This is a genomic window from Streptomyces exfoliatus (assembly GCF_000725545.1).
GTDB lineage: Bacteria > Actinomycetota > Actinomycetes > Streptomycetales > Streptomycetaceae > Streptomyces > Streptomyces exfoliatus.
Map to the genome: position 1 here is coordinate 123,518 of NZ_JNZP01000014.1, position 21,303 is coordinate 144,820.

A 21,303-nucleotide genomic window follows, 5' to 3' on the forward strand; every position below is an offset into this window, starting at 1 on the left:
CGAACCTTCGTATAAAGGGCACGGGAGTGCCGTGCCGGCGCCCCGTGCGCTCAGGAGGTTCGGGACATGCGGCAGACGGCTCCGGAAGGCCGCGGCCCGGTGCGCTACGGCCCTCCCCTCCCCGACACCGGCCTGCCCGTCCTGCCGGGACTCGCCGGACTCCTCGCGGCCGCGGCCGGACGGACCACCCCCGAGCCGCCCGGCGGCGGCCCCGTCCTGCGCGAGGCCGCCTCCGGCTACTGGTGGCGCCGCGGCCTGCGCACCCACCCCGAGGACGTCGTCGCCGCCCCCGGCGCCCCCGCCCTGCTGCTCGCCCTGATCGCCGCCCACGGCGGCGACCTGCTGCTGCCCCGGCCCTGCCCCGCCTGGTGGACCCCGCAGGCCCGCCTCCTCGGCCGCCCCGCCTACCACGTGCCGACCCCCGCGGAGTGCGGCGGCGTCCCCGACCCGTACGCCCTCCTGGAGACGGTCCGGCGGGTCCGAGCCGAGGGCGGCACCCCCCGCCTCCTGCTGCTCTCCGTCGCCGACGACCCCACCGCCACCGTCGCCCCGCCCGAACTCGTCCGCGAGGCCTGCGAGGCCGCCGTCGCCGAAGGCCTGCACGTCATCAGCGACGAGACCTGGCGCGACACCCTCCACCACCCCCACGACACCGTGCTCCTCAGCCCCGCCGAGATGTGCCCCGACGACGTGACCGTCGTCAGCGACCTCGGCGGCGCCCTCACCCCGGCCGCCTGGCCCTGCGCCGTCGCCCGGTTCCCGCCCACCGACCCCTCCCGCGCAGACCGCTGGACCGACCGCAGGGCCCGCGTCCTCGACGTGCTCACCGCCCTCGGGGCCGTCGTCCCGGGACCCGTCGCCCCCGCCGCCGCGCACGCCCTCGACGAACCCGAGGACGTGACCGTACGGGCCAGGCGCGCGGCCACCGTCCACGGCCGCCTCGCGGGGGCCGCGCACCGCACCGCCCTCGCCGCCGGGCTCCTCGCCCGGCCACCGCAGGCGGGCCGCCACCTCTACGCCGACCTCGGGCCGCTGCGGGCGGGCCTCGCCGCCCGGGGCGTCACCGACTCCCTGGAGCTGGAGAGCCATCTCACCGCGCGGCTCGGCGCCCCGGCAGCCGGCGGCCACCGTTTCGGCGACGAACTCGGCGCGCTGCGCGTCCGGTTCGGCACCGGCATGTTCCTTGGAGTCACCGAGGAGGAGCGGGACGAGGCGCTCCGGGCGCGCGATCCGGTGGAACTACCGCACGTGGCGCGGGCGCTGGAGGATTTCGGAGGGGCTCTGGAGGAACTCCGATGACACCGCCTCCGGACCGTCTCCGCCGCCGCCCGACTCGCGGTGCGCCGTACCGCCGCCGCCAAGGGCACCCCCACACACGTCCACGCCCACGAGCCGCGCAGAACGGAGCCCGCAGATGACCGAACGGACGGCACACAGCGCGCGCGCCGCACGCGCCTCCGCCACCGCTCCCGAGGCCGTCTCCGCGACCGCCCCCGTCCCCACCCCCGTCCTCCAGCCCGTCGGGCGGCTGCGCGCGGACTGGCCCCGCACCTTCGCCGACCGGCTCACCGCCCCCCTCCCCGGCCTGCGGGCCCTGGCCCGCCTCGCCCGCGAGGGAGCCGTACGCCCCCGCCCCGAGGGGCTCCGCGACGTCCCCCAGCTGCCCTTCGAGCCGGGCCCGCTGCCCGCCGCGGGACCCGACACCCTCGCCGTCACCTGGGCGGGACACGCCAGTTGGGTACTGCGGATGGGCGGACTCACCGTCCTCACCGACCCGGTCTGGTCCCGCCGCATCCTCGGCACCCCCGCCCGGCTCACTCCCGTCGGGGTCCGCTGGGAGGACCTGCCGGACGTCGACGCCGTCGTCATCAGCCACAACCACTTCGACCACCTCGACGCCCCCACCCTGAAACGGCTGCCCCGGCACACCCCGGTGTTCGTCCCGGCCGGCCTCGGCCGGTGGTTCACCCGCCGCCGGTTCAGCCGGGTGACCGAACTGGACTGGTGGGAGGCCGCCGAACTCGACGGCGTGCGCTTCGACTTCGTCCCCGCCCACCACTGGTCCAAGCGCACCCTCCTGGACACCTGCCGTTCCCTGTGGGGCGGCTGGGTGCTCACGGACCGCTCGGGGCGCCGGGTCCACTTCGCGGGGGACACCGGCTACGGCCACTGGTTCGCCGAGATCGGCCGCCGGTACCCCGGCATCGACCTGGCGCTGCTCCCCATCGGGGCCTACGACCCCCGCTGGTGGCTCAGCGACGTCCACACCGACCCGGAAGAGGCGGTCCGCGCCCACCAGGACCTCGGGGCGCGGCGGATGGCACCGATGCACTGGGCCACCTTCGTCCTGTCCTCCGAGCCCGTGCTCGAACCCCTCAGCCGGGTCAGGACCGCCTGGGAGCGGGCCGGGCTGCGCCGCGAGGACCTGTGGGACCTGCCGGTCGGCGGCTCACGGGTGCTCGTGCCCTGAAGGCACCTCGGGGCCCGCCTTTCGTCGCGGGCCGGGCTCCCGGCGTCCCCTGACCCGCCGCCACAGCGCGGGGACCGCGCTGAGCAGCACCGTCAGGCCCACCGCCGCGACCACGCCCTGCCAGGGCTCCGGGAAGAGCGAACCGCCCAGGACGCCGATCAGCTGGTACGTCGCCGCCCACGCCAGACAGGCCGGGATGTCGCCCCGGACGAAGCGCCGCAGCGGCATCTGGGCGAGCAGACACGCCAGCATCACCGGGATCCGCCCCGCCGGCACGAGCCGGGACAGCACCAGGACCGACACCTGATGGGTGTCGAGCCGTGCCTGGGCGTCGGCAAGCCGGTCCGGGGTCACCCGCCCACGCAGCGAGGCGAGCCACCGCGATCCGTTGCGTGAACGGACCCCGCGCTGCCCGAGCCAGTAGAGGGCCGCGTCGCCGAGGCACGCGGCGAACGCCGCCACGAGGAAGACGAAGAGCAGCGCCGTCGGCGAGCTCTGGTGGAAGGCGACCACCGCCGCCGAGCTGACGATCGCGCCCGTGGGCACGACCGGCACCAGCGCGCCGAGCGCCACGAGCAGGAACAGCGACGGGTAGCCGACCGCCTGCTGGGTCGACTCCGGTGGCAGCTCCCGCACCGCCTCCGCGAGCCGGACGAGCCCGTCGATCACCGGGCGGCCCCCGTCCGCCCCGTCGTTCCCGCCCGTCCCGTCGCTCCCGTCCGCCCCGCCGTCGTCCCCGTCCGCCCCGCCGTCGTTCGCGCCCGCGTCATCGGGCCACCTCCGGCCGTACCCGTTCGCCGTGGCCGAGGAGATGGACCGCCACCTTCGGCGCCAGCCGAGCCGCGTGCCGTACGAACTCGTCGCCTGGTGCGTGGAACTCGTGCGGCCGGACCCCGTCGAGCCCGATGGGCCAGTACGTACCGAAGTGGACCGGGACCGCCGTCGCGGGTGACAGCGCGGCGAGCGCCTCCGCCGCGCGGCCCGCGTCGAGGTGACCGTGCCCGAGGTACGGGCCCCAGCCGCCGACCGGCAGCAGCGCCACGTCCACCGGCCCCACCGCCTCCGCCATCCCGTCGAACAGACCGGTGTCCCCGGCGAAGTACGTCCGCGCCTCGCCCTCCACGACGTACCCGAGCGCGGGGGCGCGGTGCGGTCCGACCGGCAGCCGCCGTCCGTCGTGGAGCGCCGGGACGGCCCTCACCGTGACACCCTCCACCGTCACCGTGTCGCCAGGACCCACCTCGGTCAGCCGCACCCCGTTCCCCGCGAGCCTGCGCAGCCCCGGTACGGCGTCGGGGGCGCCGCGCGGCACGACGACCAGCGTCCCGGGCGCGAGCCGGGCGAGCGAGGGCAGGTGCAGGTGGTCGGCGTGCAGGTGCGAGACGAGGACGGCCTCGGCGAGCGCGGCCTCGGACGGCGGCAGGGCTCCGCGTCGGCGTCGCAGATGCGCGAGCCGCCGCGTGAACAGCGGATCGGTGAGGAAGCGGACCCCGGAGTCCTCGACCGTGCAGGTCGCGTGGCCCCACCAGGTGACCTCCACCGGCATGCCGCCTTCCGTTCTCGGGGGTCACGGCCGCCGGTCAGATGTCCGTGGCCGTTCCCTATCTCCTTGACGAGGGTAAATGTCCGGAGCGGCCGCCGGAGGATGTTCGGCCGTCCCGTCCCGCAGTAGGGTCTGGCCATGGACGACGTTCGGGTGGCGGCGATCGCCAGCCTCACCCCGCTCGAAGAGCTGGACAGCGACCCCTTCCTCGTAGACACGCGCGAGCAGCACGCGCGGTGCGCCCGCTGGGCGGACGACCGGGGGTACGTGGTCGCCCGCCAGCTGCTCTTCTACGGAATCCGGCCCGACCACGCGGCGCTGTGGGCGGACGTGGAGGAGGGGGTGGTCGACCTCTTCGTCGCGGCCAACGAGCGCGTCCTCGCGCGCGCGTTGACGTCCGTGCCCGGCTTCCGCGCCGAGTGCGCGCGGCGCGGGGTACGCCTCGAGACCGTCGGCCCCGAGGAGCCGGCGTACGACGCGGCGGCCAAGGCGGGGGTGCACCGGCGGCTCTCGATGCCGACGGCCGGCTACGACGGCTGCTGACCCGCCCCCGACCTGAGACGCGTCGCGGTGCACTCCCCGTACCCGAGCTGACACGAGCTCCGGCGCTCTCGCCGCACCCGAGCCGACACGAGCTCCGGCGCACGCCCGGCGTCCGACCTGACACATCCGGGCTCCTTCCCGTCACCCGTCGTCACCCGTTTCCCGCGCCGATCGTGGGCGTTGTGACACGCTTGGGGCAGGAAACGGGCGAAAGGCGAAGCGGGCGTGGGTGACAGGCGATGGGGTGGCGCCGACCGCTGGCGGTCCGCGGGCCGTGCGGCGGGGCGGATGGCCGTGGTCTGGGCGGTGTCCACGCTGACCCTGCTGGTCCTCGCCGGACTGCTCCCGGACTTCCAGCTCCAGTCCGCCGACGGCGACACCTTCACCAGGACCGCGCTCACCGCCGCCGCCGCGGCCGGCGCCTTCGGTCTGCTCGGCGCACTCGTGTGGCCGCTGATCGTGCGGGCCCTGCTGCTCGTGCCGGCCCTCGTCCTCGGCCTGCTGGTGTTCTTCCTCAACGGTTCGCTGCTGCTCGTCGCGCTCTGGCTGATCCCCGACGGGCGTGGCGTCGCCGACCCCGAGACGGCCGTCGTGGTCGCCGCCGTCATGTCCGCCGTCGCCTCCGCCACCTCCACCGCCCTCGCCGTCCGCGACGACGACGCCTACCGGCGCCGCCTCTACCGTCTCACCGGCCGCACCCGGCCGCGCCGGCCGGAGGACGCACCCGAGCAGGCCCCCGGCACGGTCTTCCTCCAGCTGGACGGCGTCGGTCACCACGTGCTGCGCGGCGCCGTCGCCGACGGCCTCATGCCGACCGTCGCGGGCTGGCTGGACACCGGCCACCGGCTCACCCCCTGGCGCACCGACTGGTCGAGCCAGACCGGCGCGAGCCAGCTCGGCATCCTGCACGGTTCCAACGAGGACGTGCCCGCCTTCCGCTGGTACGAGAAGGACACCGGCCGGCTCATGGTGTCGAACCGTCCGGCGAGCGCCGTGGAACTCCAGCGCCGGGCCGTGCGCCGCACCGGGGACGGCGGACTCCTGACCGTCGACGGCGCGTCCCGGGGCAACCTCTTCAGCGGCGGCGCCGACCAGGTCGCCCTCGTCCTGTCGGTGGCCGCCCGGCGCGGCCCGCGCAACCGCTCACGGGCCGGCTACTTCGCGTACTTCTCCGACCCCGCGAACGCCGTCCGTACCGCGGGGTCGCTCGCCGCCGAGTGCCTCCGAGAGGTGGGGCAGTCGACCCGGGCGCTGCTGCGCCGCCAGACCCCGAGGGTCTCGCGCGGCGGCACGTACCCCTTCGTCCGCGCCTTCGCGACGGTCGTGGAGCGGGACGTGGTGGTCTCCGCCGTGATGGGCGACATGCTCGCCGGGCGGACCGCCGTCTACGCCGACCTCGTCGCCTACGACGAGGTGGCGCACCACTCGGGTCCGCACGGCCGGGACACCGACCAGGTCCTGCGGCGCCTCGACCGTTCGATCGCGCTCATCGCCACCGTCGCCGAGCACGCCCCGCGTCCGTACCGGATCGTGCTGCTCTCCGACCACGGGCAGAGCCCCGGCGAGACCTTCGAAGGGGCGTACGGGCTGACGCTGAAGGACCTCGTCAGGGCCGGGTGCGGGCTTCCGGTGCCGCGTCGCGTACGGCGCACCCGGAGCGGTTCGGAGGCGCGGGACGCGGCCAGGGACGCGCTGCGGCTCGCCCTGCACCGGCCGGTGGACGAGACCGGCGAGACGGCGAAGGAGCTGCCCGCCCGGCCGTCCGAGCCGGTCGTCCTGGCGTCGGGGAACCTCGGTCTCGTCTCCTTCCCCGACGTGCCGCACCGGATGACCCGGGAGGAGATCGACCGGCGGCACCCGGCGCTGCTCCGTACCCTCGCGAACCATCCGGGCGTCGGCTTCGTGCTGGTGGCGAGCGCCGAGCACGGCTCGGTGGTGCTCGCCGGGGGAGGGGCGGAGGTGCCCGTCGCGGAGCTGGACGACGGGGGACCGCTGGCGGTGTTCGGGCCGGGCGCGGCGGAGGCGGTACGGCGTACGGACGGTTTCCCGCACGTGGCGGACATCATGGTCAACTCGATGTACGACCCGGCGACGGGCACCGTGCACGCCTTCGAGGAGCAGATCGGTTCGCACGGGGGTCTCGGCGGCGAACAGTCGCGCCCCTTCCTCCTGTCGCCGCCCGAGCTGTCGCCGCCGGTCGGCGAGGGGGAGGAGCTGGTCGGCGCGGAGCGGGTGCACCGGGTGCTGCGGCGCTGGCTGCGGGAGTGTTCGGGTCCACAGGTGCCGCTGTCATCGCTGTCGGAGCCGTCGGAGCCGTCGTCGCTGGAGATTTCCCTGCCCATGGACGAATCGGAATCACTTCTTCCGGTTGATCACCCTGTCGTACAGGACAAAAACCTCTGATTTGGACGCCTGTTCGTCGTTACCGGACGATGGTCCGGATTTGTACGACGGAAGGCGCACCACCCCATGAGCACGGCCACCACAACTCCACAGCGCGGACCCCGGACCGACACCCCGCCGGCCGAACGGCACTCCCGCCGCTTCGGGCTCCCCATCGCGACCGCCCTGGTCATGGGCAACATCATCGGCGGCGGAATCTTCCTCCTGCCCGCCTCCGTCGCACCCTTCGGCACCATCAGCCTGGTCGCCTTCGGCGTCCTCACCCTCGGCGCGATCGCCCTCGCCCTCGTCTTCGGCCGCCTCGCCCACCGCCACCCCACGACCGGCGGGCCCTACGTCTACGCCCGCGAGGCCTTCGGCGACTTCGCCGGATTCCTGACGGCCTGGTCGTACTGGATCACCACCTGGGTCTCCAACGCGGCCCTCGCCGTCGCCGCCGTCGGCTACCTCGACGTCCTCATCCCCGTCCACGGCTCCCTGGCCGCCACCATCGCCGCCGCGCTCCTCCTCCAGTGGCTGCCGGCCCTCGCCAACCTCGCCGGAACCCGCTGCGCGGGCGTGGTCCAGCTCGTGGCCACCGTGCTCAAGTTCCTGCCGCTGCTGCTCGTCGCCGTCGGCGGACTCTTCTTCTTCGACAGCGCCAACCTCGGCCCCTTCCGGGCCGGTGACGAGAGCGCCCTCGGCGCCGTCTCCGCCTCCGCCGCGATCCTGCTCTTCAGCTACCTCGGCGTCGAATCGGCCGCCGTCAGCGCCGGCGAGGTCCGCGACCCGCGCCGCAACGTCGGCCGCGCCACCGTCCTCGGCACCCTCGGTGCCGCGTTCCTCTACCTGCTCACCACCGTGTCCGTCTTCGGCACCGTCCCGCACGAGCGGCTCGTCGCCTCCAGCGCCCCCTTCACGGACTCCGTCAACCTCATGTTCGGCGGCTCCTGGGGCGGCACCGCCGTCGCCTGCATGGCCCTCGTCTCCATGGTCGGCGCCCTCAACGGCTGGACCCTCCTCAGCGCCCAGACCCCGTACGCCGCGGCCCGGGACGGCCTCTTCCCGAAGGTCTTCGCCCGCAAGCGGCGCGGCGTCCCCACGGCCGGCGTCCTCGTGACCGTCGCCCTCGCCTCCCTGCTCACCGTCTACAACTACACGGCCGGCACCGAGGGCGTCTTCGAGACCCTCGTCCTCGTCACCACCTTCACCGCGACCGTCCCCTACCTGCTGTCCTCCGCCGCCCAGCTCTACTTCCTGCTCTCCGGACAGGCCGACCGGGTCCACCGCCCCCGCCTCGTCCGCGACACCGTCCTCACCCTCGCCGCCTTCGGCTTCTCCCTCTGGCTGGTCGCGGGTTCCGGCTACGCGGCCGTCTACCAGGGCGTCCTGTTCCTCTTCGCCGGAGTGCTCGTCTACGCCTGGATGGCGGCCCGCAGGCAGCGCACCTCTGCCACCATCGGTACCGGAGCCGGAGCGGTGGAAGGAGCCGCGGGGGAGTGACGGCCGCCGAAGGCCACGCGCGGCCGACGAGGCCGGAGGCGGATCCCGCTCAGTCGTCGAGCAGCCGCCAGGCGGTGAGGGCGAGCCTGGCTCGGGTCAGTCCGGCGGGCCGGGTGAGTTCGATGCCCAGGGTCCTCGCGATCTGCTCGATGCGGCGGGCGACGCTGCTGTGGTGCAGGTGGAGCAGATCCGCCGCGTGCCGCAGGGAACCGGTGACGCAGTACGCGTCCAGCGTCCTCAGATCCTCCGGACTGCCGGCCACGCGGGCGACCGCGACCACGTCGGCGTTGCCCCGCGCGACCTCCGGTGGCACATCGGCCAGGAGCGCCAGCGCGCCCAGCTCCTCGTAACGGACGACGGGTTCGCGCGGGCCGGTGAAGCGGAGCGCCGTGCGGGCCTGCCGCCAGGAGGAGTCGGGGCTGCCGGCGGCGCCGATGCCCGCGCGCACGGCCGGCGGAAACCCCGCCGGGTCGACGGCGGTCGCCAGGATGACGCCCACGTCGGCGAGCGCCGCCGCCTTGACCGGCCGGGCCCGGCAGACCAGACCCCCGACCTCGTCGAGCGGAAGCCGCGAGCGTACGGCGACGACACGGACCGGCAGGTCGGCGGAGAAGCCCAGCAGCCGTAGCGCCCGGGCTCTGGCCGCCTCGTCGCCGTCGGAGCTGATCGCCAGCTCGACGAGAGCGGGGTCGGCCATGGTGGTGAGGGCCGGACCGTGCCGCTCGGCGACGGCCGCGGCGGCGATGGCGAGCCGGTCGAGGAGCACGTCGTCGAGTGCGTTCGGCGAGCCGGGGCGTTCCAGCCACACCGTGCCGATCTCCTCCCCGTCGAGCGTGACCGGCGCCGCCGTGGACGCGGACGCCGGCGGACCGGACGCCGGTCCGCCGTCGGGCCCGACCCGGATCACCCGCCCCGTACCGTGCAACCGCAATCCCGCCACGCACTCGGCCAGACCCGCCGAGGCCCGGGCGAGCGCCGGGAGATCCACCCGACGGCGCATCAGCGTGTCGTAGAACCCGACGATGCGCATCGCGCCGTCCAGGTGCGGATCCAGTCCCGACAGCCGTACCGCCAGTGCCTCCATGGCAGCAGGATAGAAGGGCGGGAGCGCGCCGAGTGGTGCGCGATCGGAGCGGGATGCGCGACGGACGGCGGATGACCCCCGGGGCGGCGGCCGTGAGGATGGCCGTCATGGACCCCGAACTCGAAGCATTCATCCCGTTCCTGCCCCAGGCCGACATGAACGACCCCGTCACGGCGCGCAGGAACTTCGCCGAACGGGCCGCCGCCGCACCGGAACCGGACACGTCGGCCATGGAGATCGAGGACCGCACGGTCCCCGCCGATCCGGACGTGGCGGTACGGATCTACCGCCCGCACCAGGCCCAGGGGGCCGTGGTCTGGCTGCACGGCGGCGGCGGGGTCTTCGGCGACCTGGACACCGAGCACCCGTGGGCCGCCCGGATCGCGGACTTCTCCGGGGCGGTGGTGATCTCGGTCGGCTACCGCCTGGCGCCCGAACACCCCTTCCCGGCCGCCCTGAACGACGCCTACGCCGTACTGACCTGGGCGGCCGAGCACGCCGCCGAACTCGGCACGGACCCGGAACGGATCGCCGTCGGCGGTCACAGCGCCGGAGCGAACATCGCGGCCTCGGTGGCCCTGCGGACCCGTGACGAGCGGGGACCGGCGATCCGCTTCCAACTCCTCAACCAGCCGGGCCTGGACGACCGCCAGCAGACCTGGTCGGCGCGGAACTTCACCGACACGCCCTGGATGACCCGCGATCAGATCGCCGCGTCGTGGCGGCACTACCTGGGCTCCACCCCCGCCTCCCCGTACGCGGCCCCGTCCCGCGCCGCCGACCTGTCCGGCCTGCCACCGGCCTACATCTCCACCGCGGAGTTCGACCCCAACCGCGACGAGGGCGTCGAGTACGCGCTGCGCCTGCTGCGGGCGGGCGTGTCGGTCGAGCTCCACCAGTGGCCCGGCACCTTCCACGGATCGCAGGCGATCCTCTCCGCCGCCGTGTCGCAACGGCAGAACCTCGAACTCGGCGCCGCTCTGCGCCGCGCTCTGGCCGCGTGAACGCGTCGATCAGGAAAGGACGGACGCCATGAGGATCCGACTGATGTGGTGCGCGGGCGCGGCCGCGCTGAGCGTGTGCGCCGGCACGGCGGCCGCCGCGCCCCCGACCACCGGGACGACGGTCGTGCCGGCCGGTGGCGCGAGCCAGTCGACCGGCCTCGACCCGGCGGAGCTGCAATCCGCCCTGGACGGGGTCCACCGCGCCGGGATACCGGGGGTGTACGCCGAGGTACGCGACAACGGCCGGACCTGGCGCGGCGCCTCCGGCGTCGCCGATCTCAGGACCGGCCGCCCCGTCACACCCGAGATGCGCCAGCGCGTCGGCAGCATCACCAAGACCTTCACCGCCACCGCCGTCATGCAGCAGGTCGAGCAGGGCAGGATCCGGCTCGACGCGCCGATCGGCGACTATCTGCCGCGGCTGGTGCCGGGGGAGCGCGGCAGGAAGATCACCGTCCGGATGCTGCTCGACAACACCAGCGGCATTCCCGACTACATCCCCTACGCGTTCCCGTCCCTCCGGGCGTTCCCCTCCCTGCCGGACGTGTCGACCGAAAGCCTGGACGACAACCGGTTCCGGCGGTTCCACCCGTCAAAGCTGATCGAGATGGGGCTCGCGGCCCCTCCCGCCGGCGAGCCCGGAGCCACCCCAGGGGTGTACTCCAACACCAACTACCTTCTCCTCGGCCAACTCCTGGAGCAGGTGACCGGTACCCCGGCCGAGGAGTACATCACCCGGAACGTCATCGAGCCCGCCGGGCTCCGGCACACCGGCTTTCCCACCGGACCGCGCGTCAAGGGACCGCACGCGCGGATGTACGAGGCCTTCTACGGCCTGATCGACCCGCCGCGCGACTACAGCGTCTACGACATGTCCTGGACGGGGACGGGAGCGGCGCTCGTGTCGACCATGGAGGACCTCAACCGCTTCTACGCCCGGCTGCTCGACGGCAGGATCGTCAGCCGGTCGTCGCTGGCACAGATGCAGCGCACGATCCCGGTCCGCGCCCTGGACGGAACGATGATCGAGTACGGACTCGGCCTGCACAGGGTCACCACGAGCTGCGGCACGTTCTGGGGACACGACGGCACGGTGTGGGGAGCCGGGACGATCTCCATGACGCGGGCCGACGGCAAGCGCCAGATGTCCGTCGCCGTCAACCTCCAGAGGTGGAACAGGCCGGACGCCTCGGGGAGGCCGCAGCCCCACCCCATCGACCACGCGCTGGCGACGCTGTACCGGCAGGCGATGTGCGGGGAGGGAGGCACCAGGACCGAGACCGCCGCCCGGCTCCCCTAAGCCTGGTCGTGTCCTGGTCGGATCGGCTCGGGCCCACCCTGACCGCCGGGGTGGTGAATCACGGGCTTCGGCCGTAGGCCGCTCGGGCGGATCTGCGGTCCGGGGCGCCGCCCCCGCGGCCACGCGGGGCAGTACGGATCTTCGTGAGCCCCGTACCCGAGCCGCCCGAACCGCCCGCCGTCCCGGCGGGCGGCCCGGTGCGCCCGGACCGGGGCCCACGGCGCTGGATCGTGCTCCTCCTCGTCCTCGCCGCACTGCTCGGCACCGGCGCCGCGGCCACCCTCACCGGGGGAGCCGAACTCCGGCCCGCCGCCGCCCCGGCGTCCGACCCGAGCGGTGAGATCCACGATCCCGCCGGCGCCGAGGCCGGACTCCCAGGCCGCTCCCGCCGGCGCCGGACGCGGCTGCGCCCCGTACCGCCCCGGCGCCGGCCGTACGCCATCCGCAGGCTCGTGCGGATCCTGATCCCCGCCCCCGTCGCGGCCCCGCGCGGCGACGCGCTCCGGTGCGTGGTGATGCGCTGCTGAGAGGCCCTGCCTCCCAGCGGTTTCCGACATCACCCCCACCACGAGGAGTCGCGTCATGCCCGCAGACCCGTTCGCCGTCCTCCAGGCCCTGCTGCGCGCCGAGGCCTCCCGCGCCCGACGCACCGACCGGGCGCCCGAACCCGCCGCCGAGATCCCCGATCATCCGGCCCCGGCCCCGGCGCCGGAGCCGCCCGCGCACCGGGACGGCCCCGTCCGCTGACCACTGCGAGCCCCCGCATTACCTCGCGGGTAATCGACCCCCTCAGGGCCTCGCGGCATGCTCATGAGCACCGGAACCCGGGCGGCGCACTCCGCTCGGGCTCCGGGCCCACACCGCCCGAACGTCCCCCATGGAGGGTGATCCGTCATGTCCCAGGCCCTGCTCACCGGTCTCGCCCGCACCACCCGGCCCCAGTCCGCCGTCCGCCGGTTCCTCGCCCTCGACGCCGTCGTCACCGGCGCCAATGGCGTCGCCTACGCCGCCGCCTCCGGGCCGCTCGGGGACCTCCTCGGGATCGACGCGAGGCTGCTGTTCGAACTCGGGCTCTTCCTCACGCTGTTCGCCGCCGGGGTCGGCTGGCTCGCGAGCCGCCCGCAGCCCCCGGCGCTCGCCGTGAAGCTCGTCGTCGACCTCAACGTCCTCTGGGCCGTCCTGAGCGTGGTCGCCCTCGTCGCCTGGCTGGAGCCGACCACCGCGGGCCTGGTGTGGACGCCGATGCAGGCGGTCACCGTGGCCGGGTTCGCCGTCCTCCAGTGGACCGCGCTGCGGGCCGTCGCCGCCAGGCAGTCCTCCTGACGCCGACGGTCGCCGTCCGTCGCGCGCCGACGGCCCGGGACGCGGGCCGTGTCCGTCAGCCCTCGCCGGGCCGGCCGAACAGCAGGTCGTAGCCGGCGGGGAGCTGGAACAGGACGCGCTTCATCAGGTCCTCGCCCGCGGCGTCGGCCACGGTGCTGAGGACGGCGCTGACGTCCCAGGTGGCGGTGGTCTCCGTGGCCCCGTCGATCCAGGCCGCGGTGGCGCGGACGAACCGCTCGGGACTCAGGGGCTCGGCGGACTGCAGGGGATTGAGCAGGATCAGCGCGTAGGTCTCGGGGAGACGGGCGGCCAGCTCGGCCCGCTCCGAGCCGATCAGGTGGGCGCCGAGAAGGGCGAGCACGACGCGGGCCGCCCGGTCGGCCTCGCGCGAGCCGGGATACCTGCCGCGTTCCCGGACGTGTTCCAGAAACGGTTCCTGTCGGAGCGTCATCGCCGGTTCCTCCCTCCGGTCCGCCGGTCGGCGGTGGACGTCCCGCTCCGGGACGAGGGTTCGACCGGCAGCCGTTCATGGACGCCGGTCAGGCGGAGGAGCCTGGACACCTGGCGGTTCGGGGAGCGCAGGGTGAGGGCGTGGCCGTGGCGCTCGGCCTCGCGGAGGGCCGCGATGAGGGCACCCAGGCCCGCGCAGTCCATGAACTCCACGCGGGACAGGTCGACCACCACTCCGTGGTGGTGTTCGAGGGCCTCCGAGATCTCGTCACGCAGGGCGGGGCCCGTGTCGATGTCGAGTTCACCGCGGGCCGTGATCACGGTGCGGCCTTCGGCGGTGGTTCCGGAGGCGGTGGTCGTTCCAGAGGCGGCGGTGGTTCCGGACGCGTCGGTGGCGCCGGTGGCACCGGTGGTGTCGAAGGTGCCCATGATGTCCAGCCTCCCTCCAGTGGTCCGGCTCGCGGCCCGGCCCCCGGGGCCCGCCGGCGGGGCGGACCACGGGGGCACGGGCAGCAGGGTGCCCGCCGAGACGTCAGGCACGGATCTCCCTGTGCGTGGCGCCGCCCCCGATCTCGATCTTGTGGGGCTTGGCGCGCTCAGCGATCGGGATGCGGAGGGTCAGTACGCCGGCCTCGTAGTCGGCCCTGATGTGATCAGTGTCCAGGGTGTCGGCCAGCATGACCTGTCGGGAGAAGGCGCCCAGCGGACGCTCGGACAGCTCCATCTGCACGTCGTCGTTGTTCACGGCAGGCCGTCGTTCGGCCCGCACGGTGAGCATGTTGCGCTCCACGTCGACGTCGATGGCCTCCGGGGTGACACCGGGGATGTCCAGGGCCACCACGTACTCGTCGCCCTCTCGGTAGGCGTCGAGCGGCATCGCCGAGGGGCGCGACCACGTGCCGTTCGTCCCGAGCAGCTGCTGGGTGAGCCGGTCCAGCTCGCGGAAGGGGTCGGTGCGCATCAACATCACGGACACCTCCAGTCGGTTCGGCATGTGCTGCTTTGTGCGCTTCACCTGTCTCCGTTGTAACATGTCATAGGAACGATGACAACCAGGAAGTCATCGAAATGGTGACGCAAACGGGAGAGGCGCGCATGGACCTGAACGGCGGCCCCGCTCCGCACGACGCGTCCGAAGTGGACCGCGAGTCGTTCCTCGCCGCCGAGAGCGCCCTGCGCGCGATCGACCACGCCCTGCGATCGGCCCGGGCGGCCCGGGACGAGCCCTCCGGCACCGCCGCGACTCCCGGCCCCGACCTCGCCCTCGCCGCTCTGCCGTTGCTGCGCGAACTTCGCGCGCGCCTCGACGGCTGGGAGCACGGCCTCATCGAGGGCGCCCGCGACGCCGGCGCCAGCTGGGCCGACCTCGCCTCCCCGCTCGGCGTCGCCAGCCGCCAGGCCGCCGAACGCCGCTACCTGCGGCTGCGCCCCGCGGACGCCGACCCCGGCGCCACCGGCGACCAGCGCGTCAAGACCGAGCGCGACCGCCGCGCCGCCGAACGGGCGATCAGCCGATGGGCCCGCGTCAACGCCTCGGAGCTGCGCCGCCTCGCAGGCCGGATCGGCTCCCTCGACGACCTTCCCGGCCCCGCCCGCACCGCGCTCGGCGTTCTGGTCCGGGCGCTCGCCGACGACGACGCCGCGCGCCTCCTCGCCCCCCTCATCGACACCACGCCCCACCTGAAGGCGCGTTACCCCGAGCTGGCCGCCCAGACCCAGGCCCTGGCCGACCACACCGAACGACTCCGGCGCGCCAGCGACCACCACCGCCGCAACCTGCGATGACACCAGGGGAACGGACGGACGCCCCTGAGTCCTAGGGCTCCGTCGGCAGGGACCGCAGATACGCGACCGTCGCCGGGTCCGCCGGGAGGAACGTCTCGATGGCCAGCTCGGCCACGGTCACGTCCATCGGCGTGTTGAACGTCGAGATCGACGACACGAACGACAGCACCTGCCCGTCGTGCTCGATACGGAGCGGCAGCGCGAAGTACGGGTACGGCTCGGCGTCCGGCCGGTCCTCCGGACCGACCTCGGCCGGCAGCGGATAGGCCGCCACCTCGTCGTACAGCGCGCGCAGCGACTCCGAACGGGCCAGCGCGATCTGACGGTCCATCTGGGCGAGCAGGTGGCCCCGCCACTCCCGCAGGTTCCGGATCCGGGGCGCCAGACCCTCCGGGTGCAGGGTGATCCGCATCGCGTTCATCGGCGGCGTCAGGAGGTGCTCCGGCAGCCCGTCGAGAAGCAGCCCGATGCCCCGGTTGGCCGCCACCACCGTGTACGTGCCGTCCACCACCAGGGCCGGGTACGGCTCGTAGCCGTCGAGGAGCTGCTGGATGCCCCAGCGCAGGGTGTCGAGGCGCGGCGCGTCGAGCGGCGATTCCGTGTACCGGGGGGCGTATCCCGCGGCGAGCAGCAGCGCGTTCCGCTCCCGCACCGGCACCTCCAGGTGCTCGGCGAGCCGCAGGACCATCTCCTCGCTCGGCCGGGAACGGCCCGTCTCCACGAAGGAGATGTGCCGCGCCGACGAATCCGCGCGCAGCGCCAGCTCCAACTGGCTCAGCCTCCGCTGCTCGCGCCATCCGCGCAGCAGCGACCCCACCCCCGTGTCGCTCACGACAGTCGTCATGGCCAGACGGTATCCCAGAGGGGCACCCGGGTAGCTTTCCCGGGGACCCCGAACGCCACCGCGCAACCCGACCCGAGGGAGCACCCCGTGCCCACACAACCCCTGTCGCAGAAGGAGATCGAGGACCGGCTGCGGGAACTCCCCGGCTGGTCCGTCGAGGACGACCGCCTCACCCGCGTCTACCGGCTCGGCGACCACTTCGCGGCGACCGCCCTCGTCGTCCACGTGGCCCAGATCCAGCAGGAGCTGGACCACCACTCGGACCTGACCCTCGGCTACAACACGGTCTCCCTCTCCGTGAACACCCACTCCGCGGGCGGCGCCCTCACCGAGAAGGACTTCGAACTCGCCGAACGCGTCGAGGGGATCGCCCCCGGCCACGGCGCCAACTGACCCTCAGCGGGCCCCGTACCCTCGTACGATCATCGGCATGGCGGAGACCCTGCTCGACTACGAGGCCGAGGCCGCGCACTACGACAGGACCCGGGGCGGGGCGCCCCGGGCCGCGGCGGCGGCCGAGGCCGTCCTGCGGCTCGTGCCGCCCGGCGCCCGCACCCTCCTCGACCTCGCCTGCGGCACCGGCCTCGTCACCGAACGGCTCACCCGGCCCGGACTCCGCGTCTATGGCGCCGACGCCGCCCACGCCATGCTGCGGGTCGCCGCCGGACGCGCACCCGACCGGGTCGTCCGCGCCGACGCCCGGCGGCTGCCGCTGCCCGACGCCTCCCTCGACGCGGTCAGCGCCGTCTGGCTGCTGCACCTCGTGCCGTTCACGGCCGGGATCGTCGCCGAGGCGGCCCGCGTCCTGCGCCCCGGCGGCGTCCTCATCACCACCGTCGACAAGGACGCCGCCCACGACGTCGGCAGCGACATCGACGCCCTCCTCCGCCCGCACCGGTCGACCGAAGCCGCCTCCGACCGCGCCGACCTCATCACCCGGTACGCCGCCGCCCACGGCCTCGAACCCGCCACCGGCACCCACTTCACCGGACACGGCCAGGGCGCCACCCCGCGCGACACCGTACGCAAGCTGCGCGCCGGCTACTTCGCCTCCTGGTTCGACGGCGACAGCGCGACCTCCGACGCGCTCGCCGCCGCCCTCGCGGCCCTGCCGGACCAGGATCGCCCCCGTGACGACCCCCGATACCGGCTGGCCCGCTTCGTCAGGCGCGGCTGAACTCCATCACCCAGTTCGTCACCCACCCCTCCTCGCCCCCGCCGTCAGCCGGCGCGAACGCCTGCTCCCAGCGGGCCGTGTCCCGGCCGATCCCCGACCAGTGGAACCGCACCCGCACCGGCCGCCCCTCATAGGTGTCCGTGCCGTGGAACGTGCCCGTCCCGTCCTCGGCGAACCGGCCCCTGACCGGCGGGTCGAGCCGCCCCGTACGGCTGGAAGACCAGTTCAGCGTCCACTCCCCGGTCTCCGGCTCGTACAACCGCAGCGTCAGCCCGCTGAACCCCATCGACGGGAAGACGATCTCGTCGACGTGCGCACGCCCGTCCCAGAACAACCGCCCCGTCGTGTGCCCCTCGAACTCCGTCCAGCCGCTCCCCGGATCGAGGAAGTCGGCGAGCCGCCGGTTGTGGACGTGCCAGTCCCCGTCGAGGAAGTCGAAACCCCGGCCCTTCACCCCGACACCTCCGTCGTGCCGGAGGGCAGCGCGTCCCCGAGATAGCCGGCCAGATCCGGGGCGTCCGGGGCCAGCACGTGACGGATCCAGGCGCTCCGCTCGTGTTCGAGCGGCGCCAGCTCCCACACGCAGCCGATCCACGAGCGGTCCACCCGGACGAAGTGCGCCGGGTCGGTGTCGGGGCAGCCGAGGACGGGCTGCCCCGCCGCCCCGCCGCCGAAGTGGAGCACGTTGTCCCACACCCAGCTGTACGCGTTCAGATACGCGCCGGTGTCACCGCCCCGGTGCAGCACCACGAAGCCCGCCGCCGGCGCGCCGTCCGCCGGCGTGCCCTCCGCCGGGGGCAGCAGCTCCGGCAGCAGCGCGTACGCCGCCTTCTCCACCTCCGGTTCGATGCCCGCCGGATCCGAGGTCACGTGATAGCGCTTGAGCCGCCGCCCGCCGATCTCCACCGGCGGCAGCGTGAAGAGGAACTTCTCCGCGAAAGCCATGGCTGGACTGTAGGAGCACTTCACTGACACCTTGTGTCAGTGAAGTCCAGCCGACTCCTCTCGATCCTCCTGCTGCTCCAGACCCGGGGCCGGATGACGGCCGCCGCGCTCGCGGAGGAACTGGAGGTCTCCGTCCGCACCGTCTACCGCGACGTCGACTCCCTGCACGCCGCCGGAGTGCCGCTCTACGGGGACGCCGGACACCGCGGCGGCTACCGCCTCCTCGCCGGACACCGCTCCCGCCTCACCGACCTCTACACCCGCGAGGCCGAGGCGCTCGTCCTCGCCGGCATGCCCGGCGCCGCCGAAGAGCTCGGGCTCGGACCGCACTTCGCCGACGCCCAGCTGAAACTGCGCGCCGCCCTCCCCGCACCCCTGCGCGAACACGTCGACCGGCTCCGGGCCCGCTTCCACATCGACGCCCCCGGCTGGTACGACGAGGGCACCGAGACCCCGTTCCTGCCCCAGGTCGCCGACGCCGTCCGCACCGGGCGCGCCCTCGAACTCCGCTACCGGCGCTGGCGGACGCCGACCGACATCGACCGCCGCCTCGAACCGTACGGCCTCGTCCTCAAGGCAGGCCGCTGGTACCTGATCGCCGGACCAGGACCGCGTACGTACCGCGTCGACCAGATCCTCGACCTCACCGTCACCGACGAGGAGGTCACCGTCCCGGAGGGCTTCGACCTCGCCCGCCACTGGCGCGACAGCCAGGCCGACTTCCACGCCCGGCTGCACCGGGGCGAGGCCCTCGTCCGGCTCTCCCCGGCCGGCGCGGCCCGGCTGACCGGGGCCGCGGCCCGCGCACTCGCGGCGACCGGCACCCCGGAACCCGACGGCTGGACCCGCGCCACGCTCCCCGTCGAATCGGACGACCACGCCCACGACACCTTCCTCGCCCTCGGCACCGACGTGGAGGTCCTGGCCCCCGAGGAACTCCGTACCCGCGTCGCCGAGACCGTACGGACCCTGGCACGGCGCTACGCCTGAGCGGGGCGTCAGCGCGCCGGACCACCCCAGGCCTCCGCCGCGAACGCGGCGAACGAGCGCGGCTCGCGGCCCAGGACCCGCTTCACCCCGTCCGTCACCGAGGCGTTGTGGCCGTCGAGGAGCGTCGCGAACAGGGCCGCGAGCCACTCCGCCTCCGGCACCGAGAGCCCGAACCCCGTGAGGAGCTCCGCGTACTCGGCCTCGGACACCGCCCGGTAGACCACCGGACGGCCCGAGACCCGCGCGATCTCCGCCGCCACCTCGGCGAAGCCGACCGGACGCGGCCCCGTCACCTCGTGCACCCGCCCCGCGTGCCCGTCCACCGTCAGGGTCTCGACGACCACGTCCGCCAGATCGTCCACGTCGACGAAGGGCTCGGCCGTGTCACCCGCCGGGAAGACGAGCACGCCCTCGGCGACCCCGTCCGCGAGCAGCCCCTCGGAGAAGTTCTGCGCGAAGAACGAGGCACGGACGACGGTCAGTTCGACCCCGGTCGCCGCCGCCCGCAGCGCCTCCTCCGCCACCAACGCCTCGGGCTCCCCACGGCCGGACAACAGCGTCAGTCGCCGCACCCCGCTCTCGGCGGCGAGCCGGCCGAAGGTCCGCATCGCCTCGGCCCCGCCGGGGGCGGCGAGGTCCGGGTAGTAGGCCACGTACGCGGCGTCCGCGCCCCGCAGCGCCGGGGCCCAGGTCGCCGGGTCCTCCCAGTCGAAGGCCGTGGCCCCGGTACGGGATCCGGCCCGGACCGTCACCCCGCGGGCCCCGAGCCGCTCGGCCACGCGCCGCCCGGTCTTGCCGGAGGCGCTCGTCACCAGGATCGTGCGCGTGCTCAGGACATCCTGCGTGCCCTGTACGTCCTGTGCGTCCCGCGCGTCGTGGATGTTCTGACTGTCCTGGGTGTTCCGCGTGTTCGTCGTCATGGCTCAAGACTCCCGCCCAGGCACCCGTACGCCCATGCTCCGCAGTCTCACCCGCCTACGCCTCCGTCTCACCCACCCGCACGCCCTGCCCGTACCCTTGCGGACCATGGACGCACTCGCCGGACTCCTCGACGGGCCCCGCGCCAAGGGCGCCTTCCTGCTCCGCATGATCATGGAGCCGCCGTGGTCCGTGCGCATCGAGGACGGCGCACCGATCTGTCTGATGTGCGTCACCGAGGGCGAGGCCTGGGTCGTGCCCGACACCGGCGAGCCGGTCCTGCTGCGGCCCGGGGACATCGCCATCGCCCGCGGTCCCGAGCCGTACACCGTCGCCGACGCCCCCGACGCGCCGCCCCGCGCTCGGATAGGCCCCGACGGCGCCTGCACCACCCTCACCGGGGAGCCGCTCGCCGACGCCATGCGGCTCGGCGTCCGCACCTGGGGCAACGCCCCCGACGGCACCACCACCGTCCTCGTCGGCACCTACCGGATGGACGGCGAGGTCGGCCGCCGGCTGCTCGACGCCCTGCCGGGGTTGCTCCACCTGCCCGCCGACACGTGGAACTGCCCCCTCATGCCCTTCCTCGGCGAGGAGATCGCCCGCGACGAACCGGGTCAGTCCGCCGTCCTCGACCGGGTCCTCGACCTGATGCTCATCGCCGGCGTCCGCGCTTGGTTCTCCCGGCCCGGCGCCGAGGCCCCCGGCTGGTACCGGGCCATGGGCGATCCCGTGGTCGGCCGGGCGCTCCGGCTACTCCAGAACGACCCCGCGCACCCCTGGAGCGTCGCCTCGCTCGCCGCCAAGACGGGTGTGTCCAGGGCCGCCCTCGCGCGCCGCTTCACCGCACTCGTCGGCGAGCCCCCGATGGCGTACCTCACCGGCTGGCGGCTCGCGCTCGCCGCCGATCTGCTCCGCGACCCGGACGCGACGGTCGAGTCCGTCGCCCGGCGGGTCGGCTACAGCGGGGCGTTCGCCCTCAGCGCCGCCTTCAAACGGGTCAGGGGCGTCAGTCCGCAGGAGCACCGCACCGCGGCCTGAA

At 74.3% G+C, this 21,303-nt stretch carries 25 protein-coding genes; 15 read left to right on the forward strand and 10 right to left on the reverse strand.

Translation table 11 applies throughout. The annotated features are described in order from the left end of the window. Positions 1–66 precede the first annotated feature (66 nt). Both IO20_RS0117530 and IO20_RS0117535 read left to right on the forward strand, forming a co-directional pair. Positions 67–1,299: an aminotransferase class I/II-fold pyridoxal phosphate-dependent enzyme gene (locus tag IO20_RS0117530; RefSeq protein ID WP_030551287.1), complete on the forward strand. Its 1,233-nt coding sequence runs from the start codon at positions 67–69 to the stop codon at positions 1,297–1,299. 115 nt (positions 1,300–1,414) lie between these two features. Then, entirely contained in the window at positions 1,415–2,470 is a 1,056-nt protein-coding gene (locus tag IO20_RS0117535; protein WP_030551289.1) for an MBL fold metallo-hydrolase, read from the forward strand. Here IO20_RS0117535 and IO20_RS0117540 read toward each other — a convergent pair. Next, the gene (locus tag IO20_RS0117540; RefSeq protein WP_051874524.1) at positions 2,450–3,139 is read right to left on the reverse strand and encodes a DedA family protein; all 690 of its coding nucleotides are present in this window, start codon (positions 3,137–3,139) and stop codon (positions 2,450–2,452) included. The genes IO20_RS0117535 and IO20_RS0117540 overlap by 21 nt on opposite strands. Before the next feature lie 97 nt (positions 3,140–3,236). Continuing rightward, positions 3,237–4,016 carry an MBL fold metallo-hydrolase gene (locus IO20_RS0117545; protein WP_030551293.1) on the reverse strand — a complete coding sequence of 260 codons (780 nt, stop codon included), beginning with the start codon at positions 4,014–4,016 and terminating at the stop codon, positions 3,237–3,239. Between the two features lie 135 nt (positions 4,017–4,151). Here IO20_RS0117545 and IO20_RS0117550 point away from each other — a divergent pair, with 135 nt between their 5' ends. The 3 genes from IO20_RS0117550 (at position 4,152) to IO20_RS0117560 (ending at position 8,441) form a co-directional block, all read left to right on the forward strand. Next, positions 4,152–4,556: a recombinase family protein gene (locus IO20_RS0117550; RefSeq protein ID WP_030551295.1), complete on the forward strand. Its 405-nt coding sequence runs from the start codon at positions 4,152–4,154 to the stop codon at positions 4,554–4,556. A 288-nt stretch (positions 4,557–4,844) separates the two neighbouring features. After that, the gene (locus IO20_RS0117555) at positions 4,845–6,959 is read left to right on the forward strand and encodes a phage holin family protein (RefSeq protein WP_211270391.1); all 2,115 of its coding nucleotides are present in this window, start codon (positions 4,845–4,847) and stop codon (positions 6,957–6,959) included. 66 nt (positions 6,960–7,025) lie between these two features. Continuing rightward, positions 7,026–8,441 (forward strand): amino acid permease, encoded by a 1,416-nt coding sequence (locus tag IO20_RS0117560; RefSeq protein WP_051874525.1) that lies wholly within the window; start codon positions 7,026–7,028, stop codon positions 8,439–8,441. A gap of 49 nt (positions 8,442–8,490) precedes the next feature. On the opposite strand, the gene IO20_RS0117565 is transcribed toward IO20_RS0117560, so the two are convergent. Beyond that, entirely contained in the window at positions 8,491–9,525 is a 1,035-nt protein-coding gene (locus IO20_RS0117565) for a helix-turn-helix domain-containing protein (protein WP_030551299.1), read from the reverse strand. A 107-nt stretch (positions 9,526–9,632) separates the two neighbouring features. Between IO20_RS0117565 and IO20_RS0117570 the strand changes: the two genes are divergently transcribed. The 5 genes from IO20_RS0117570 to IO20_RS0117590 all read left to right on the forward strand — a co-directional run bounded on the left by IO20_RS0117570 (position 9,633) and on the right by IO20_RS0117590 (position 13,152). Next, positions 9,633–10,529, forward strand: a complete 897-nt coding sequence (locus IO20_RS0117570) for an alpha/beta hydrolase (RefSeq protein ID WP_030551301.1) — start codon at positions 9,633–9,635, stop codon at positions 10,527–10,529. A 28-nt stretch (positions 10,530–10,557) separates the two neighbouring features. Further along, entirely contained in the window at positions 10,558–11,829 is a 1,272-nt protein-coding gene (locus IO20_RS0117575; RefSeq protein WP_078946039.1) for a serine hydrolase domain-containing protein, read from the forward strand. A 143-nt stretch (positions 11,830–11,972) separates the two neighbouring features. Beyond that, positions 11,973–12,356, forward strand: coding sequence for a hypothetical protein (locus tag IO20_RS0117580; protein WP_030551305.1), 384 nt, complete (start codon positions 11,973–11,975; stop codon positions 12,354–12,356). Between the two features lie 55 nt (positions 12,357–12,411). Continuing rightward, positions 12,412–12,576 carry a hypothetical protein gene (locus tag IO20_RS40345; protein ID WP_157850789.1) on the forward strand — a complete coding sequence of 55 codons (165 nt, stop codon included), beginning with the start codon at positions 12,412–12,414 and terminating at the stop codon, positions 12,574–12,576. Between the two features lie 147 nt (positions 12,577–12,723). Beyond that, positions 12,724–13,152 carry a hypothetical protein gene (locus IO20_RS0117590; RefSeq protein WP_030551307.1) on the forward strand — a complete coding sequence of 143 codons (429 nt, stop codon included), beginning with the start codon at positions 12,724–12,726 and terminating at the stop codon, positions 13,150–13,152. A 55-nt stretch (positions 13,153–13,207) separates the two neighbouring features. Here the strand turns inward: IO20_RS0117590 and IO20_RS0117595 are convergent, their stop codons facing one another. From IO20_RS0117595 to IO20_RS0117605, 3 genes are read right to left on the reverse strand one after another with little or no spacing between them, the layout of a single operon-like run. Next, positions 13,208–13,603 carry a DUF2267 domain-containing protein gene (locus tag IO20_RS0117595; protein WP_030551308.1) on the reverse strand — a complete coding sequence of 132 codons (396 nt, stop codon included), beginning with the start codon at positions 13,601–13,603 and terminating at the stop codon, positions 13,208–13,210. Further along, positions 13,600–14,142 carry an STAS domain-containing protein gene (locus IO20_RS0117600; protein WP_157850790.1) on the reverse strand — a complete coding sequence of 181 codons (543 nt, stop codon included), beginning with the start codon at positions 14,140–14,142 and terminating at the stop codon, positions 13,600–13,602. Before IO20_RS0117600 ends, IO20_RS0117595 begins: the two co-directional genes overlap by 4 nt. After that, positions 14,135–14,569 carry an Hsp20/alpha crystallin family protein gene (locus tag IO20_RS0117605; RefSeq protein WP_030551312.1) on the reverse strand — a complete coding sequence of 145 codons (435 nt, stop codon included), beginning with the start codon at positions 14,567–14,569 and terminating at the stop codon, positions 14,135–14,137. The genes IO20_RS0117600 and IO20_RS0117605 overlap by 8 nt, the downstream gene beginning before the upstream one ends. Positions 14,570–14,670: 101 nt before the next feature. On the opposite strand from IO20_RS0117605, the gene IO20_RS0117610 reads away from it, so the two are divergent. Then, complete coding sequence (locus tag IO20_RS0117610) at positions 14,671–15,387, forward strand: type III effector protein (protein ID WP_342668767.1); 717 nt, start codon at positions 14,671–14,673, stop codon at positions 15,385–15,387. A gap of 31 nt (positions 15,388–15,418) precedes the next feature. On the opposite strand, the gene IO20_RS0117615 is transcribed toward IO20_RS0117610, so the two are convergent. Next, on the reverse strand, positions 15,419–16,231 hold the full coding sequence (locus IO20_RS0117615; protein WP_030551316.1) for a helix-turn-helix domain-containing protein: 813 nt from the start codon (positions 16,229–16,231) through the stop codon (positions 15,419–15,421). Positions 16,232–16,318: 87 nt separating this feature from the next. Here IO20_RS0117615 and IO20_RS0117620 point away from each other — a divergent pair, with 87 nt between their 5' ends. Together IO20_RS0117620 and IO20_RS0117625 are read left to right on the forward strand one after the other, a co-directional pair. Continuing rightward, on the forward strand, positions 16,319–16,624 hold the full coding sequence (locus IO20_RS0117620; RefSeq protein WP_030551317.1) for a 4a-hydroxytetrahydrobiopterin dehydratase: 306 nt from the start codon (positions 16,319–16,321) through the stop codon (positions 16,622–16,624). Positions 16,625–16,661: 37 nt separating this feature from the next. Next, the gene (locus IO20_RS0117625) at positions 16,662–17,408 is read left to right on the forward strand and encodes a class I SAM-dependent methyltransferase (protein ID WP_245684972.1); all 747 of its coding nucleotides are present in this window, start codon (positions 16,662–16,664) and stop codon (positions 17,406–17,408) included. Here the strand turns inward: IO20_RS0117625 and IO20_RS0117630 are convergent. Next, on the reverse strand, positions 17,395–17,862 hold the full coding sequence (locus IO20_RS0117630) for a hypothetical protein (protein WP_030551321.1): 468 nt from the start codon (positions 17,860–17,862) through the stop codon (positions 17,395–17,397). The genes IO20_RS0117625 and IO20_RS0117630 overlap by 14 nt on opposite strands. Then, a complete protein-coding gene (locus IO20_RS0117635) occupies positions 17,859–18,353 on the reverse strand; it encodes a hypothetical protein (protein WP_030551323.1) in 495 nt (164 codons plus the stop codon). The genes IO20_RS0117630 and IO20_RS0117635 overlap by 4 nt, the downstream gene beginning before the upstream one ends. A 39-nt stretch (positions 18,354–18,392) precedes the next feature. Here IO20_RS0117635 and IO20_RS0117640 point away from each other — a divergent pair, with 39 nt between their 5' ends. After that, positions 18,393–19,343 carry a helix-turn-helix transcriptional regulator gene (locus tag IO20_RS0117640; RefSeq protein WP_030551325.1) on the forward strand — a complete coding sequence of 317 codons (951 nt, stop codon included), beginning with the start codon at positions 18,393–18,395 and terminating at the stop codon, positions 19,341–19,343. Between the two features lie 8 nt (positions 19,344–19,351). Here the strand turns inward: IO20_RS0117640 and IO20_RS0117645 are convergent, their stop codons facing one another. Further along, positions 19,352–20,263 (reverse strand): Rossmann-fold NAD(P)-binding domain-containing protein, encoded by a 912-nt coding sequence (locus tag IO20_RS0117645; protein WP_030551327.1) that lies wholly within the window; start codon positions 20,261–20,263, stop codon positions 19,352–19,354. A 106-nt stretch (positions 20,264–20,369) separates the two neighbouring features. Here IO20_RS0117645 and IO20_RS0117650 point away from each other — a divergent pair, with 106 nt between their 5' ends. Then, on the forward strand, positions 20,370–21,302 hold the full coding sequence (locus IO20_RS0117650; RefSeq protein WP_030551328.1) for an AraC family transcriptional regulator: 933 nt from the start codon (positions 20,370–20,372) through the stop codon (positions 21,300–21,302). The last annotated feature ends 1 nt before the right edge of the window (position 21,303 follow it).

What these genes read in the sequence shown, in the direction of transcription:
- IO20_RS0117625 (WP_245684972.1), top strand. Translation starts at nt 16,662, where the DNA reads ATGGCGGAGACCCTGCTCGACTACGAGGCCGAGGCCGCGCACTACGAC.
- IO20_RS0117535 (WP_030551289.1), top strand. Translation starts at nt 1,415, where the DNA reads ATGACCGAACGGACGGCACACAGCGCGCGCGCCGCACGCGCCTCCGCC.
- IO20_RS40345 (WP_157850789.1), top strand. Translation starts at nt 12,412, where the DNA reads ATGCCCGCAGACCCGTTCGCCGTCCTCCAGGCCCTGCTGCGCGCCGAG.
- IO20_RS0117565 (WP_030551299.1), bottom strand. Translation starts at nt 9,525, where the DNA reads ATGGAGGCACTGGCGGTACGGCTGTCGGGACTGGATCCGCACCTGGAC.
- IO20_RS0117570 (WP_030551301.1), top strand. Translation starts at nt 9,633, where the DNA reads ATGGACCCCGAACTCGAAGCATTCATCCCGTTCCTGCCCCAGGCCGAC.
- IO20_RS0117560 (WP_051874525.1), top strand. Translation starts at nt 7,026, where the DNA reads ATGAGCACGGCCACCACAACTCCACAGCGCGGACCCCGGACCGACACC.
- IO20_RS0117575 (WP_078946039.1), top strand. Translation starts at nt 10,558, where the DNA reads ATGAGGATCCGACTGATGTGGTGCGCGGGCGCGGCCGCGCTGAGCGTG.
- IO20_RS0117555 (WP_211270391.1), top strand. Translation starts at nt 4,845, where the DNA reads ATGGCCGTGGTCTGGGCGGTGTCCACGCTGACCCTGCTGGTCCTCGCC.
- IO20_RS0117615 (WP_030551316.1), bottom strand. Translation starts at nt 16,231, where the DNA reads ATGACGACTGTCGTGAGCGACACGGGGGTGGGGTCGCTGCTGCGCGGA.
- IO20_RS0117635 (WP_030551323.1), bottom strand. Translation starts at nt 18,353, where the DNA reads ATGGCTTTCGCGGAGAAGTTCCTCTTCACGCTGCCGCCGGTGGAGATC.
- IO20_RS0117530 (WP_030551287.1), top strand. Translation starts at nt 67, where the DNA reads ATGCGGCAGACGGCTCCGGAAGGCCGCGGCCCGGTGCGCTACGGCCCT.
- IO20_RS0117650 (WP_030551328.1), top strand. Translation starts at nt 20,370, where the DNA reads ATGGACGCACTCGCCGGACTCCTCGACGGGCCCCGCGCCAAGGGCGCC.
- IO20_RS0117595 (WP_030551308.1), bottom strand. Translation starts at nt 13,603, where the DNA reads ATGACGCTCCGACAGGAACCGTTTCTGGAACACGTCCGGGAACGCGGC.
- IO20_RS0117645 (WP_030551327.1), bottom strand. Translation starts at nt 20,263, where the DNA reads ATGACGACGAACACGCGGAACACCCAGGACAGTCAGAACATCCACGAC.
- IO20_RS0117590 (WP_030551307.1), top strand. Translation starts at nt 12,724, where the DNA reads ATGTCCCAGGCCCTGCTCACCGGTCTCGCCCGCACCACCCGGCCCCAG.
- IO20_RS0117610 (WP_342668767.1), top strand. Translation starts at nt 14,671, where the DNA reads ATGGTGACGCAAACGGGAGAGGCGCGCATGGACCTGAACGGCGGCCCC.
- IO20_RS0117550 (WP_030551295.1), top strand. Translation starts at nt 4,152, where the DNA reads ATGGACGACGTTCGGGTGGCGGCGATCGCCAGCCTCACCCCGCTCGAA.
- IO20_RS0117545 (WP_030551293.1), bottom strand. Translation starts at nt 4,016, where the DNA reads ATGCCGGTGGAGGTCACCTGGTGGGGCCACGCGACCTGCACGGTCGAG.
- IO20_RS0117605 (WP_030551312.1), bottom strand. Translation starts at nt 14,569, where the DNA reads ATGTTGATGCGCACCGACCCCTTCCGCGAGCTGGACCGGCTCACCCAG.